This is a genomic window from Modestobacter sp. SSW1-42, from assembly GCF_046635825.1.
Classification (GTDB): Bacteria; Actinomycetota; Actinomycetes; order Mycobacteriales; family Geodermatophilaceae; genus Modestobacter.
In genome coordinates this window covers 156,244-169,594 of the sequence record NZ_JBISCA010000001.1, presented here as the reverse complement: position 1 = coordinate 169,594, position 13,351 = coordinate 156,244, and the positions used below count along the sequence as shown (strand labels likewise).

Here is a 13,351-nt window from a genome sequence, read left to right as displayed (position 1 = left end):
CGGCCGGTGCACCGCCCACGCCTGCGCCGGCCCCTGCTGGAGGGTCGCGGTCCGGCCCTGCTGCAGAGCCCCGCCGCGAGCCTGCGAGTGGTGGGGGGCAGCGGGGTCCTTCATCACTGCGGGACCCGGACGCGGCCGGACGCGATGGGCCGCACGGCGCCGGCCACGCTGACCTCGGCGACCTGTCCCCCGGCGACCCGCACCCGGCCGGCCAGCACCGAGGGGCGCCCGACCGCCGCGCCCTGGGCCAGCCGGTACTCGGTGACGCCCTCGCCGGCCAGCTCCACGGCGGCCAGCCAGATGCCGGTGCCCAGCGCGGCCGACCCGGTGGCCGGGTCCTCCGCGTAGTCCAGGCCGTCGGCGAACACCCGCACCGTGCCCTCGCCGCCGGCCGCGTCCCAGGCGAGCACCGACACCCCGCCCTGGACGCCGGGCAGCAGCGCGTTCAGCGCCGCCGGGTCGGGGACCACCCGCTCCAGCGCGCCGGGGTGCACCTCGAGCTGGGCGAAGTCGATGCCGCAGCCCACCAGGTGCGCGGGGCGGCCGGTGGCGTCGGCGGCGTCCAGGCCGAGGGCCGCGGCCAGCACCTCGACGTCCGGGCCGGGGCGCAGCGACACCGACGTGCCGGCCAACCGGGCGCCCTCGTCGTCCACCGCGACCTCGACCACGCCGGCGCCGCACTCCTGGCGCAGCACGCCGGCGGGCAGCCGGCCGAGCCGGACGAGGGTGTGCGCGGTGCCGACCGAGGGGTGCCCGGCGAAGGGCAGCTCGGTGCGCGGGGTGAAGATCCGCACCCGGTAGTCGGCGCCGGCCCCGGTGGGGGCGCTGACGAAGGTGGACTCCGAGTAGCCGAACTCCGCGGCCAGCGCCTGGCACTGGTCGGTGGTCAGCCCGTCGGCGTCCAGCACCACGGCGAGCTGGTTGCCGCTGAAGGGCCGCGGCGCGAACACGTCCACGACCTCGTAGTCCAACTGGTCGGCTGCCGGAGCGCTCACGTCGGCGACGGTAGCCTTCCCGTCCGTGACCACGGTGACGAGGGCTTATGTCTCCCGGGTGGCCGGGTTGACCGTCTTCGACCCCAACGGCGACCGGGTCGGGAAGGTGCGCGACGTGCTCGTCGCGCTGCGCGTCGGCAGCGCGACGCCCCGCGTGCTCGGGCTGGTCGTCGAGGTCGTCGCCCGGCGCCGGATCTTCGTGCCCATGGGCCGGGTGACCGGGCTGGACGCGGGCTCGGTGCGGCTGTCGTCGGGCACGCTGAACGTCAAGCGCTTCGAGCAGCGGGCCGGCGAGACGCTGGTGCTCGGCGAGCTGCTGGACCGCCGGGTCACCATGGCCGAGCCCCAGCGGGCGGCCGTGGTCGTCGACGCCGCCATCGAGCAGACCCGCACCGGTGACTGGGTGCTGTCCCGGCTCGCCGTCCAGGAGCCCGGGGGCTTCCGCCGCCGCGGTCAGCTGCACCAGGTCGCGTGGGACGAGGTCAGCGGCCTGGCCCTGCCCGAGACCGGGCAGAGCGCGGAGACGTTGATCGCCACCTACCGCGAGCTCAACGCCGCCGACGTCGCGCACGCGCTGCAGGAGCTGCCGATCAAGCGGCGGCACGAGGTCGCCGAGGCGATGGACGACCAGCGGCTGGCCGACGTCCTGGGCGAGCTGCCCGAGGCCGAGCAGATCGTCATCCTCGGCACGCTGGAGGAGCAGCGGGCGGCCGACGTCCTGGAGGAGATGGACCCCGACGACGCCGCGGACCTGCTCTCGGAGCTGTCCAACGTCGACCGGGAACGCATGCTGGAGCTGATGGAGCCCGACGAGGCCGAGCCGGTCCGCCAGCTGCTGAAGTACTCCGAGGACACCGCCGGCGGCATCATGACCAGCGAGCCGGTCATCCTCACCCCGGACGCCACCATCGCCGAGGCCCTGGCCCGGGTGCGCGCGCCCGAGCTCACCCCGGCGCTGGCCAGCCAGGTCTACGTCTGCCGGCCGCCCTCGGCCACCCCCACCGGCCGCTACCTGGGCCTGGCGCACATCCAGGCGCTGCTGCGCGAACCACCCTCGACCCTGGTCAGCGGCGTGCTCGACGACCTGGAGCCGCTGCGCCCGGAGGCACCGCTGGCCGAGGTGACCCGCTACTTCGCCACCTACAACCTGGTCGCGGCCCCCGTCGTCGACCCGCAAGGCCGCCTCGTCGGCGCGGTGAGCGTGGACGACGTGCTGGACCACCTGCTGCCCGAGGACTGGCGCGAGCGGGCCCGTCGTGGCTGACGACCGCCGCGCCGACCAGCGCCTGGACCAGCCCCGGGGCAGCCGGTCCTTCGCCCAGTTCCTGAAGCTGGACCCCGACGCGGTCGGCAAGTTCGCCGAGGGCATCGCCCGGTTCCTGGGCACCGGCCGCTTCCTCGCCGTCCAGACGATCATCGTGCTGGTCTGGATCGTGCTCAACGTGGTGGCGGTGAACCTGAGGTGGGACCCCTACCCGTTCATCCTGCTCAACCTGGCCTTCTCCACCCAGGCCGCCTACGCCGCGCCGCTGATCCTGCTGGCGCAGAACCGTCAGGCCGACCGCGACCGGGTGCAGGCCGAGGAGGACCGCGAGCGGTCGTTCCAGACCCGCGCCGACACCGAGTACCTGGCCCGCGAGCTCGCCTCGCTGCGCGTCTCGGTCGGTGAGCTCGCCACCCGCGACTTCATCCGCGGCGAGCTGAACCGGCTGGTGCCCGAGGACGGCGGCGAGGACGGCGGCGAGCGCAAGAAGAACAAGAAGAAGCGCCGGGAGACCCCCGACGGGCTGATCGACCCGGTGCGCTGAGGGTCAGCCCAGCACCCAGCGCAGGACGTCGAGCAGCTGGGCGGCTCCCCAGGTCAGCGGCGCGGTGAGCGCGACCGCCCAGAGCCGGGTGCGCCCGTCCCGCGGCAGCGCGACGACCAGGGCGACGGCGACGGCGACGTCCACCACCGCCTGCACCGGGTGGGCGCCGGGGTCGGCCAGGACTCCGCCACCGAGCACGATGCCGGCCGCCATCGCCAGCATCGCGCCGGGCAACCAGCCGGTGCGGCGGGTGGCGAGGTGGCCGGCGGCGGCCGTGACCGGCACCGCGGTCGCCGACAGCACCAGCCAGGCGGCCAGCAGCCGCAGCTCCCAGCCACGGTCGAGCACCAGGGCCGCCCATCCGTAGTAGCCGACGCTCATCGCGGCGAAGAAGGCCGCCGACCGCACCGCAGCAGCCCGCAGCGACGGCGCCCGCCACCCGATCAGCGCGACGACCAGCACCCACGCCGCCGGGTAGTGGCCCAGGTCGTTCGCCCAGCGCCAGCCCGAGAAGTCGGCGGCCTTGGCCGCGCTCCCGGCCACGAGCCCGCCCGTCACCGCGAGCGACAGGGCCGACGGGCGGGTCGGCACGCGCGTCGCTGCGGTCATGCCGCGGATCGTGCCGGAGCCCCCGACCGCCGTCCCGGTGCCGCGCCGCCACCGGTGATCGGATGCATACTGGGCAAGCTTGCACATTGTGCAACCGAGTCCGATGCTCGACCGGTGACCGAACGGGGCCTGCGCGAGCGCAAGAAGGCCGACACCCGGGCCGCCCTGGCGGCTGCGACGGTGCGGCTGGCCGCTGACCGCGGCTGGGAGAACGTCACCGTCGAGGCCGTCGCCGCGGCGGCCGACGTGTCCTACCGGACGTTCTTCAACTACTTCTCCTCCAAGGAGGAGGCGCTGCTGCAGCCCGGCGGGCCCGACCAGCCGCGGCTGTCCACCCGGCTGCGCGCGGTCCCTGCGGAGCTCGGCCCGCTCGCCGCGGTCCGCGCCGCGGTGCAGGCCGAGCTGGTCGAGCTCGAGGCCGACCCGGCCGGCCTGCGCGAGCGGATGACCGTGCTGATGGGCACCCCGTCGCTGCTGCCCCGGCTGGTGGAGATGAGCGCCGCCGACGAGCGCGAGTTCGCCCTGGCCGTGGCCGAGCGCACCGGCGCCGACGCCGACACCGACCTGCTGCCGGCCCTGCTGGCCGCCGTCGTCTCCGCCGCCCTGCGGGTCAGTCTGCTGCGCTGGCAGGCCCAGGGCGGCACCACCCCGCTGACGGCGCTGGCCGACGAGGCGCTCGACGCCGTCGCCGCCGGCCTGCCCGCAGCCCGCTGACCACCACCCACCCACCGACAGGAGCACCGTGACCACCACCGCCGAACCCGGGGCGGCCAGCACGTCCGCAGCGATGAGCCGGCGGGAGGTGCTCCAGGCGCTGTCCGGCCTGATGATGGGCATCTTCGTGTCGATCCTCGCCGCGACCGTCGTCTCCAACGCCCTGCCCACGATCATCTCCGACCTGGGTGGCAGCCAGTCCATCTACACCTGGGTGGTGACGGCCGAGCTGCTGGCGATGACCGTCACCGTGCCGCTGTGGGGCAAGCTCGCCGACCTGGTCAGCCAGAAGCTGCTCGTCCAGCTCTCCCTGGGCCTGTTCGTCGCGGGCTCGCTGCTCGCCGGGTTCTCCCAGGACACGACGACGCTGATCATCGCCCGGGTGATCCAGGGCGCCGGCGCCGGTGGCCTCACCGCGCTGGTGCAGATCGTGATGGCGGCGATGATCCCGCCGCGCGAGCTGGGCCGGTACGCCGGCATCTTCGGCGCCGTCTTCGCCGTGGCCACCGTCGCCGGCCCGCTGATCGGCGGCGTCATCGTCGACACCGCGTGGCTGGGCTGGCGCTGGTGCTTCTTCATGGGCGTACCCTTCGCGCTGGCCGCGATCGTGCTGCTGCAGAAGACGCTGAAGCTGAAGTCGGTCCGCCGCCGCGAGGTGCAGGTCGACTGGCTGGGCGCCCTGCTCATCACCGCCGGGATCAGCCTGCTGCTCATCTGGGTCACCCTCGCCGGCAACGACTTCGCCTGGCTGTCGGGCACGACGGCGCTGATGGTCGGCGGCGCGCTGGTGCTGCTCGCCCTCGCCGTCCTGGTCGAGTCGAAGGTGTCCGAGCCGATCATCCCGCTGGACATCTTCCGCAACCGCACCGTCACCCTGACCGTGGTCGCCAGCGCGCTGGTGGGCATCGCGATGTTCGGCGGGACGGTCTTCCTCTCCCAGTACTTCCAGATCTCGCGCGGGTACTCCCCCACCGCGGCCGGCCTGCTCTCCCTGCCGATGATCGGCGGGCTGCTGGTCTCCTCCACGGTCGCCGGCGCGCTCATCACCAAGACCGGGCTGTGGAAGCGGTACCTGGTCGCCGGCGCCGCCCTGATGACCGTCGGCTTCGGCCTGCTGGCCACCATCGGCGCGGACACCTCGATGTGGCTGATCGGCCTCTACATGGCCGTGATGGGCGTCGGGGTCGGCATGCTCATGCAGAACCTGGTGCTCGCCGCGCAGAACGACGTCCCGGCCCGCCAGCTGGGCTCGGCCACCTCGGTGCTGTCGTTCTTCCGCAGCCTGGGCGGCACGATCGGCGTCAGCGTCCTGGGCGCGGTGCTGGCCAGCCGCGTGGCCAGCGAGCTGTCGGTGCTCGGCGGGTCGTCGTCCGGCGAGGGCGCGGCCGTCCCGGACGTCGCCACCCTGCCGCCGGAGGTGCAGACGGTCGTGCAGAACGCCTACGGCGACGCCACCGCCGAGCTGTTCCTGATCGCCACCCCGCTGGCCGCCCTGGCCCTGCTGGTGGTGCTCTTCGTCAAGGAGAAGCCGCTGCAGACCACCTCCGGCGCCGAGCGCCTGGAGTCCGAGGCCCAGCTGCCGCTGGCGCACTGAGCCCGGGACGCCGGGGCGCTGGTCAGCCCGTGAGGACGTGCACCAGCGCCCCGGCCGCCCCGGCCAGCAGGATCACCACGATGAACGGCGCCCGCAGCGCCAGCGCGAGCGCCGCGACCGCCAGCCCGACCAGCCGGCCGTCGAGCACCAGGTCCCGCCCGGACGTCGCCGCCTGCACCGCGACCAGCGCGGCCAGCAGCGCCGCGGGCACGAACTCCACGACCCGGGTGACCAGCGGGTGCTGCACCCACGCGGCCGGCACCGACAGCCCGGCCAGCTTGAGCAGGTAGCAGCCCAGCGCCCCGGCGAGGACGACGGTCCACAGCGCCCCGTCGCTCACGCCGCCACCGCCGGTCGCGGCCGACCGGCCAGCAGCACGGCGAGGACGGCGAGCACCACCTGCAGCCCCGCGGGCACGAACGGCGTCAGTGCGAGCGCGACGACCGCCCCGGCCAGCGCCACCCGCCGCTGCACACCCGCCTCCTTCGCGGTGCGCTGCAGCCGCGGCCACAGCAGCGCCAGGAAGGCGGCCGGGACGACGGCGTCCAGCGCGGCCTGCGCGGTCTCGCCCAGCCCGGCGGCGCCGAGCGCGCCGACCAGCGTCATCGCCGTCCAGCACACGTAGACCGACCCGCCGGTGACCCAGAACGCCAGCCGGCCCAGCTCGCGGTCGGGCGCGGCGACGGCCATCGCCGTCGACTCGTCGATGACCAGCTGGGCGGTGCCGGCCCGCCGCCACCAGCCCCGCGGGGCGAGCATCGGGGCCAGCCGGACGCCGTAGAGCGTGTTGCGCGACCCGAGCAGCAGCGCGCTGCCGATCGCGGCGAGGGCGCCACCGCCGGCGCCGAGCACGCCCACGAGCGCGAACTGCGAGGCGCCGGTGAACATCAGCGCCGACAGCGCGACCGCCTGCCCGGCCGACAGCCCCGCGCCCACCGCGGCCGCCCCGAACGCGACGCCGTACAGCCCCACCGCGAGGCCGAGGCCCAGCGAGTCGCGCAGGGTCGCCGACCGGGCGGGTGAGGACACGGCGGCGACCCTAGCGACCGGCGCGGGGGTTGGCCTGCGTCACACCCTCACCACCGGAACGGCCGTCCGGCCCGCCGTACAGTGAGGACGTCCGCGCGCGAGCCCCCTCGGGCCGCCTCCCGCGGACCCCCCGTCGAAGGAGACCCACCCCGCATGTCCGACACGCTCACCGGTACGCCGGCGCTGGACGCCGTGGTCGCGGCGCTGGCGACCGTCCAGGACCCGGAGATCAACCGTCCCCTGCCCGAGCTGGGCATGATCAAGGACGTGCAGATCGGCGTCGGGGGCGACCCGGGCACGGTCCGCGTCGAGGTCTACCTGACCGTCTCCGGCTGCCCGATGCGCGACACGATCACCGACCGGGTCACCGAGGCCGTCATCCGGGTCCCCGGCGTGACCGCCGTCCAGGTCGGCCTCGACGTGATGAACGACGAGCAGCGCACCGAGCTGCGCAAGACGGTGCGCGGCACCGACGCCGCCGACCCGGTCGTGCCCTTCGCCCAGCCCGGCTCGCTGACCCGCGTCTTCGCGGTCGCCTCCGGCAAGGGCGGCGTCGGCAAGTCCAGCGTCACGGTGAACCTGGCCGCCTCGCTGGCCCGCCGCGGCCTGTCCGTGGGCGTGGTCGACGCCGACATCTACGGCCACTCGGTGCCCCGCATGCTCGGCGTCGACGACAAGCCGACCCAGGTCGAGAACATGATCATGCCGCCGCAGTCCTTCGGCGTGAAGGTCATCTCGATCGGCATGTTCACCCCGGGCAACACCCCGGTCGTGTGGCGTGGCCCGATGCTGCACCGCGCGCTGCAGCAGTTCCTCGCCGACGTGTGGTGGGGCGACCTCGACGTCCTCCTGCTCGACCTGCCCCCGGGCACCGGCGACGTCGCCATCTCGATCGCCCAGCTGGTGCCCAACGCCGAGATCCTCGTGGTCACGACGCCGCAGCTGGCCGCCGCCGAGGTGGCGGAGCGGGCCGGCTCGATCGCCAGCCAGACCCACCAGCAGGTGGTCGGGGTCATCGAGAACATGTCCTGGATGGAGATGCCCGACGGCTCCCGCATGGAGGTCTTCGGCTCCGGCGGTGGCCAGGCCGTCTCCGACGCGCTGACCAAGACCCTCGGCGCCCGGGTGCCCCTGCTGGGCCAGATCCCGCTCGACACCCGGCTGCGCGAGGCCGGCGACGCCGGTGCCCCGATCGTCCTCGCCCAGCCCGACGCCCCCGCGGCGCAGGCGCTGGAGAAGATCGCCGAGGGGCTCGCCGTCCGCTCGCGCGGCCTGGTCGGCATGTCGCTGGGCCTCACCCCGGTCAACCGCTGAGCGAGGCCGGCCTCCCCACGGGGAGGCCGGCCTCGCTGCGTCAGCGGCCCGGACCGACGCTGAAGACGTCGCCGGGCTGGCAGTCCAGCGCGTCGCAGATGGCGGTCAGCGTGGAGAAGCGCACCGCCCGGGCCCGGTCGTTCTTGAGCACCGACAGGTTCACCACCGTGACCCCCACCCGCTCGGCGAGCTCGGTCAGCGTCATCCCCCGGTCGGCGAGCAGCCGGTCGAGGTGGCAGGTGACCCGGTGGGTCTCGGTGTCGACGGGGCTCACACCAGCCCCTGGACGTCGGAGTCGATCCGCTCCCCCTGCCGGAAGGCCTCGGCGAGCACGAGCAGCAGACCCCCGCCCACGAGGACCGGCAGGAACGAGAACGTCACCCCCATGACGAAGGGGCTGCCCGGCCCGACCAGGTCGAGCCGGTCGAGGACGGCGAGCGCGCCGACCTGCGGCAGCAGCGGGCCGAGGCTGCCGGCGACGGCGACGACCACGGCGAGCCAGGCCAGCCGCCGGGAGCTGCCCACGCCGAACGGCCGCCCGGCCGCGATCGAGGCCAGCACCGGCCGCAGCAGCCACGCGCCGAGGCCCACCGCCAGCCCGAGGACGGCGACGTCCCCGCGCGCCAGCAGCTGCTCGGCGACGGTCGAGTCCCCGGCGGACAGCGCGGCGCGGGCGCCCTCGGGCAGAGGCAGCAGCCGGGCGCCGTCCGGCAGCGCGACCGGGGCTCCGGCCAGCGGGCCGACGCCGCCGTCGAGCTCGACCGGCACCTCGACCGCAGCACCGGCGTGGGTGGCGCCGTTGACCGCGTGGACCGGCCCGGCGACGGCGGCCACGATGCCGGCGAGGCCGAGCAGCTGGCCGATCCCCCGGACGGTGGACGGGCTGACGTAGGTGGTGCTGCGGGCCATGACCACTCCTGACACATCGACCGTCGATGGGTGTCCGGCCAGTGTGCCCATCGACAGTCGATGTGTCCAGCAGGCCTCGGCGCGGGGGCCCGCGGCGAGCCTCAGCGAGGTGTGGGGGGCACCGGGACCCTGGCTCAGGTGGCGTCGATGTCGAACGGCGGCGGGACGGCGGTGTCGCGGCGGACCGTCTTGGTCATCCGCACCGGACCGGCGGCCGTGGCACCGGTGGCGCTCGCCTTGACCGGCGGGTCGTCGTCGTCACCGAGCAGTTGCTGCCGGATGAAGGTCTTGGGGTGGTACTGCCGCAGGTCGACGTCCTTCAGGTGGTCGAAGTCGTCGCCGAGGGTCTCGTGCAGCTGGCCACGCACACCGGTGATCGCCTCGCGGGCCTTCTTGATGCCGGTCGCGGCGTCCTTGGCCAGGGAGGGCAGCCGGTCGGGACCGAAGATGAACAGGGCAGCGAGCCCCAGGACGACGATCTCGCCCCAGCCGATCGAGTTGAACACCGCTCCTCCTCGCGCCCGGCCGCGCACCGCGGTCGTGTCCAGCGTAGGTGGGCAATCTGGCCAGCAGCCGTAGACGACCCCAACGCGAGGTGTCCGGCCCCTTCGCAGGGTCCCGCCGCGCGCCTGCGGAGGGTGGGGCGAGGGGGCCCTCAGGCAGTGCCGAGGACGACCTGCACCTCGCGGGACGCGCCATCGCGCACCAGCTCCAACGTGACGGTCTCCCCGGGGGCGCGCGCGTCGACCGCGACCACCAGCTCCTCGGAGCTCGCGACCGCCTCGCCGTCGACCGCGATCACGACGTCCTGCTCCTGGACCCCGGCCGCCTCCGCGCCGCTGCCGGGCTCGACGTTGAGCACCAGGGCGCCGTCGCGGGTGCCGTCGGTGACCGAGCGGGCGTTGACGCCGAGGGTGGCGTGCACGGCCGTCCCGGTGGCGATCAGCTCCTCGGAGATGTCGCGCACCGTGTCGATCGGGATGGCGAAGCCCAGGCCGATCGAGCCGCCGGTGGTGCCGTTGCCGCCGAGGGAGGCGATCGCGGTGTTGATCCCGATGACCGCGCCGGTGCCGTCGACGAGCGCGCCGCCGGAGTTGCCCGGGTTGATCGGCGCGTCCGTCTGCACCGCGCTGATCACCGCGTTGGTGTCGCTGCCCTCGCCGGACAGCCGCACCGGCCGGTCGAGCGCGCTCACGATGCCGGTGGTGACCGTGCCGGCCAGCCCGAGCGGCGAGCCGATGGCCACGACCGGGTCGCCGACCACGAGGGCCTCGGACTCGCCGAGCGTCGCGCCGACCAGCCCGGGCTTCTCGACCTTGAGGACGGCGAGGTCGCTGGCCGGGTCGCGGCCGACGATCGTGGCCGCCGAGCCGCTGCCGTCGCTGAACACCGCGCGGATCTGGGCCTCCTCGTCGTCGGCGGCGCCGGACACGACGTGGTTGTTGGTCACGATGTAGCCGCCGGCGGGGTCGACCACCACACCGGAACCGGTGGCGCCGGCGTTGGCCAGGCTGACCTCGATGGAGACCACGGCCGGGCTCACCCGCCCGGCGATGTCGGCGACCGAGCCCGGCTCGCGGCTGACGCCGGGTGAGACCTCCGACAGCTGGGTGCCCGGGGCGAGCAGCGGCTGCTCGTCGGCGGTGCGGCCCAGCCACCACGCGGTCGTCCCGCCGGTGACGCCCACCAGCAGCAGCGCGAGCAGCGCCAGGACGCTGAGCCGCACGGACACGTCGCGCAGCCGCAGCCTGCGTCGGCCGCGCGCGTCGACGACGACCGGGCCGGCCTGCTCCTCCTCGGCGGGGAACTCGGCCGGGGCACCGAGGCCGGCGGGCGCGTACGGGTCGCGCCACGGGTCGGCGACGGCGTCGGGCTTCCAGAAGGGCGCGGCCGCGGTGCGCCGGCGGGCACGCCGGCCGCCGGGCGGCTCGCCGAGGCCGGTCGCGCCGTCGCGCGGGGCGAAGGCACGCAGCACCGCCTCCGGGGGCGGCGCCGGGGTGGGGGGCGGCGGTGGCGTGGGCCGGTCGGCGCCGAAGGAGCCGGCGACCTCCTGCGGGCGGCCGAAGGCGGCCTGCTGCGCGGGGTGTGGCTCGGGCGCCGGCGGCGTGCTCGGCTGCAGCCGGGCCTCGGAGGGCGCGAAGGCCCCCGTCGTCCCGGTGGGCCGGCCGAACACGCGCGCCTGGTCGTGCGGGCTGCCGGAGCTCTCGGTCAGGGCGTCCCGCCCGGGGGCAGGCTGCTGGTCGAGCCGACGGTGAGGGTGCGCACCACCGGCGGCACGATGTCGGTGCGCTCGGTCGGGACGGTGCGGTCGGCCGCTCCGGCCACGGGCGCGCCTGGCTGCGGGGCGTCGGCGGGGGCATCGGAGGCGGGCAGGCCCACGGCGAGCACCGCGACACCGAGACCGATGCCGGCCAGTGCTCCGGTCATGCCGCGGCGCAGCCAGCGGTGCCCGTCGGTGCGCGGCGGGGCGGGCTCGGGCGGGGTCAGCGGGATGGCCCACGAGCCGCCGACACCGGAGGTGCTGAGCCCGTCGGCGCCGGCGCTCAGCCCGCCCAGGCCACCGGTGCCGGGCACGTCGGCGGTGAACGGGATGGCCTTGAGCCGGGACAGCAGGTCGCACGGGACGTCGGGGCCGCCGTCGTGCCGCAGGGCCTCCTTGGCCTCGCGCTGGGCGGCGACCGCCATCCGGCACTGCACACAGCCGGACAGGTGCCGCGCCGCGCGGCCCGCGGCGCCGCCGGAGAGCTCGCCGTCGACCAGGGCCGCGACGGCCTCCTGGGCCAGGTGGCTCGGCGGGATGCTCATGATGCCGCCGAGGCGGCGCTCGTCGGGGTGCTCGCGCTCGCTCACCGCAGGCCCTCCGCGGGGACCGGGGTGCGGCCGGGGGCCAGGTGCGCCAGCGCCTCGCGCAGCTGGACGCGGCCGCGGTGGATGCGGCTGCGCACGGTGCCGAGCTTGATGCCCAGCGTCGCCGAGATCTCCTCGTAGGTGAGGCCCTCGATGTCGCAGAGGACGACGGCCACGCGGAACTCCGGCGACAGCTTGTCCAGCGCCGCCTGGATCTGCGGGTCGAGGTGGGTGTCGGCGTAGACCTGCTCGGGCGACGGGGACGACCCGGGCAGGCGCTCGGTGTCCTCGGGCAGCGCGTCGAAGCGGATGCGCTGGCGGCGCCGGACCATGTCCAGGAACAGGTTCGTGGTGATGCGGTGCAGCCAGCCCTCGAAGGTGCCCGGGGAGAAGTCGGCCAGCGAACGGAACACCCGGACGAAGGTCTCCTGGGTGAGGTCCTCGGCGTCCTGCTGGTTGCCCGAGAGGCGGTAGGCCAGCCGGTAGACGCGGGCGGAGTGGTCGCGGACGACCTGCTCCCACGTGGGGGCGACCCAGCCCTCAACGCCACCGGCGTCGGGCAGCGCGGTGGCCGTGGGCTCGCTCGCGGCTGCTCCGGTCACGCCCTCAGGATCGCAGACGACCGGCGCGGACACCTCCCCAGCGGGGGTGGGCCGTGCGGTGGACTCCGGAGGGGACTGCGGACTGGTGGTACGCGAGAGACGCACGTCCGTTCCAACGGGTGGGCGTCCGGCCGGTGTTCCCGCCGGCGCGGACCCACAGGCAGTTGCCAGGGAGCCCGTCCGCCCGGTCGCCGGACCGCCCCCGGCCGGGCAGGCTGCCGGCGTGCGCCACTACCCTCGTCCGGTGACCAGCGTTGCCGGACCGCCCCCCACCGGAGGCTCCCCGACCAGCGCAGCGGCCTACGCCGACAGCTTCGCCACCGAGTCCCCCGCCATGGCCGCGGCCCGCCACCGGGCCGTCACCGCGGCCACCGAGCTGGGCACGGCGATGCCGGTCGAGCCCGCGGTCGGGGCCACCCTCGCGGTGTTCGCCGCCGCCGGCGACGCCCGGTCGGTGGTCTCGCTGGGCAGCGGCGGCGGGGTCGCCGGGCTGTGGCTGCTCGAGGGCATGCGCCGCGACGGCGTCCTGACCTCGCTGGACACCGACGCCGCCGAGCAGCGCGCCGCCCGGCGCACCTTCACCGAGGCCGGCGTGCCCAGCGGGCGCACCCGGCTGATCTTCGGCACCCCCGGCGAGGTCCTCCCCCGGCTGTCGCCGGGCGCCTACGACCTGGTGACCTGCGCCAGCCCGCCGCTGGAGTACTCCGGCCACCTCGCCGGCCTGCTCGGGCTGATCCGCCGCGGCGGGTCGCTGGTCTGCCTCGGCCTGCTCGCCGACGACCGGATCGCCGACCGCTCGGCGCGTGACGAGCAGACCGTGGCCTGGCGGGAGATCGCCCGCACGCTGCGCGAGGACGAGACGCTCACCTGCGCCGTCCTGCCGGTCGGCACCGGCCTGCTGGTCGCCACCAAGCGGACCTGACCCCGCGG

The 13,351-nt window shown here is 75.4% G+C and carries 16 protein-coding genes; 6 read left to right on the top strand and 10 right to left on the bottom strand.

What is annotated here, in order from left to right; genetic code table 11:
• Positions 1 to 113: 113 nt before the first annotated feature.
• A complete protein-coding gene (locus tag ACGBYP_RS00885) occupies positions 114 to 995 on the bottom strand; it encodes a PhzF family phenazine biosynthesis protein (RefSeq protein WP_411581379.1) in 882 nt (293 codons plus the stop codon).
• 25 nt (positions 996 to 1,020) lie between these two features.
• On the opposite strand from ACGBYP_RS00885, the gene ACGBYP_RS00880 reads away from it, so the two are divergent.
• Together ACGBYP_RS00880 and ACGBYP_RS00875 are read left to right on the top strand one after the other, a co-directional pair.
• Positions 1,021 to 2,259, top strand: coding sequence for a magnesium transporter MgtE N-terminal domain-containing protein (locus tag ACGBYP_RS00880; RefSeq protein ID WP_411581378.1), 1,239 nt, complete (start codon positions 1,021 to 1,023; stop codon positions 2,257 to 2,259).
• Positions 2,252 to 2,803, top strand: coding sequence for a DUF1003 domain-containing protein (locus ACGBYP_RS00875; RefSeq protein ID WP_411581377.1), 552 nt, complete (start codon positions 2,252 to 2,254; stop codon positions 2,801 to 2,803). The genes ACGBYP_RS00880 and ACGBYP_RS00875 overlap by 8 nt, the downstream gene beginning before the upstream one ends.
• Positions 2,804 to 2,806: 3 nt before the next feature.
• Here ACGBYP_RS00875 and ACGBYP_RS00870 read toward each other — a convergent pair whose 3' ends face one another.
• On the bottom strand, positions 2,807 to 3,412 hold the full coding sequence (locus ACGBYP_RS00870) for a DUF6518 family protein (protein WP_411581376.1): 606 nt from the start codon (positions 3,410 to 3,412) through the stop codon (positions 2,807 to 2,809).
• Between the two features lie 114 nt (positions 3,413 to 3,526).
• Between ACGBYP_RS00870 and ACGBYP_RS00865 the strand changes: the two genes are divergently transcribed.
• On the top strand, positions 3,527 to 4,126 hold the full coding sequence (locus ACGBYP_RS00865) for a TetR family transcriptional regulator (protein ID WP_411581375.1): 600 nt from the start codon (positions 3,527 to 3,529) through the stop codon (positions 4,124 to 4,126).
• 28 nt (positions 4,127 to 4,154) lie between these two features.
• Positions 4,155 to 5,720: an MDR family MFS transporter gene (locus ACGBYP_RS00860; RefSeq protein ID WP_411581374.1), complete on the top strand. Its 1,566-nt coding sequence runs from the start codon at positions 4,155 to 4,157 to the stop codon at positions 5,718 to 5,720.
• Between the two features lie 22 nt (positions 5,721 to 5,742).
• Here ACGBYP_RS00860 and ACGBYP_RS00855 read toward each other — a convergent pair whose 3' ends face one another.
• Positions 5,743 to 6,060, bottom strand: a complete 318-nt coding sequence (locus ACGBYP_RS00855; protein ID WP_411581373.1) for an AzlD domain-containing protein — start codon at positions 6,058 to 6,060, stop codon at positions 5,743 to 5,745.
• On the bottom strand, positions 6,057 to 6,749 hold the full coding sequence (locus ACGBYP_RS00850) for an AzlC family ABC transporter permease (RefSeq protein WP_411581372.1): 693 nt from the start codon (positions 6,747 to 6,749) through the stop codon (positions 6,057 to 6,059). Before ACGBYP_RS00850 ends, ACGBYP_RS00855 begins: the two co-directional genes overlap by 4 nt.
• 153 nt (positions 6,750 to 6,902) lie before the next feature.
• Between ACGBYP_RS00850 and ACGBYP_RS00845 the strand changes: the two genes are divergently transcribed.
• On the top strand, positions 6,903 to 8,063 hold the full coding sequence (locus ACGBYP_RS00845) for an Mrp/NBP35 family ATP-binding protein (protein WP_411581371.1): 1,161 nt from the start codon (positions 6,903 to 6,905) through the stop codon (positions 8,061 to 8,063).
• A gap of 40 nt (positions 8,064 to 8,103) precedes the next feature.
• Here ACGBYP_RS00845 and ACGBYP_RS00840 read toward each other — a convergent pair whose 3' ends face one another.
• The 6 genes from ACGBYP_RS00840 to sigE form a co-directional block, all read right to left on the bottom strand.
• Positions 8,104 to 8,286, bottom strand: coding sequence for a helix-turn-helix domain-containing protein (locus tag ACGBYP_RS00840; protein WP_411582214.1), 183 nt, complete (start codon positions 8,284 to 8,286; stop codon positions 8,104 to 8,106).
• Between the two features lie 47 nt (positions 8,287 to 8,333).
• Positions 8,334 to 8,972 carry a hypothetical protein gene (locus ACGBYP_RS00835; protein WP_411581370.1) on the bottom strand — a complete coding sequence of 213 codons (639 nt, stop codon included), beginning with the start codon at positions 8,970 to 8,972 and terminating at the stop codon, positions 8,334 to 8,336.
• Positions 8,973 to 9,106: 134 nt separating this feature from the next.
• A complete protein-coding gene (locus ACGBYP_RS00830; RefSeq protein WP_411581369.1) occupies positions 9,107 to 9,478 on the bottom strand; it encodes a twin-arginine translocase TatA/TatE family subunit in 372 nt (123 codons plus the stop codon).
• Between the two features lie 149 nt (positions 9,479 to 9,627).
• The gene (locus tag ACGBYP_RS00825) at positions 9,628 to 11,145 is read right to left on the bottom strand and encodes a S1C family serine protease (protein WP_411581368.1); all 1,518 of its coding nucleotides are present in this window, start codon (positions 11,143 to 11,145) and stop codon (positions 9,628 to 9,630) included.
• Between the two features lie 35 nt (positions 11,146 to 11,180).
• Positions 11,181 to 11,822 carry a zf-HC2 domain-containing protein gene (locus ACGBYP_RS00820; protein ID WP_411581367.1) on the bottom strand — a complete coding sequence of 214 codons (642 nt, stop codon included), beginning with the start codon at positions 11,820 to 11,822 and terminating at the stop codon, positions 11,181 to 11,183.
• On the bottom strand, positions 11,819 to 12,421 hold the full coding sequence (sigE, locus tag ACGBYP_RS00815) for an RNA polymerase sigma factor SigE (protein ID WP_411581366.1): 603 nt from the start codon (positions 12,419 to 12,421) through the stop codon (positions 11,819 to 11,821). Before sigE ends, ACGBYP_RS00820 begins: the two co-directional genes overlap by 4 nt.
• A 244-nt stretch (positions 12,422 to 12,665) precedes the next feature.
• On the opposite strand from sigE, the gene ACGBYP_RS00810 reads away from it, so the two are divergent.
• Positions 12,666 to 13,343 carry an O-methyltransferase gene (locus ACGBYP_RS00810; protein ID WP_411581365.1) on the top strand — a complete coding sequence of 226 codons (678 nt, stop codon included), beginning with the start codon at positions 12,666 to 12,668 and terminating at the stop codon, positions 13,341 to 13,343.
• Positions 13,344 to 13,351 lie beyond the last annotated feature (8 nt).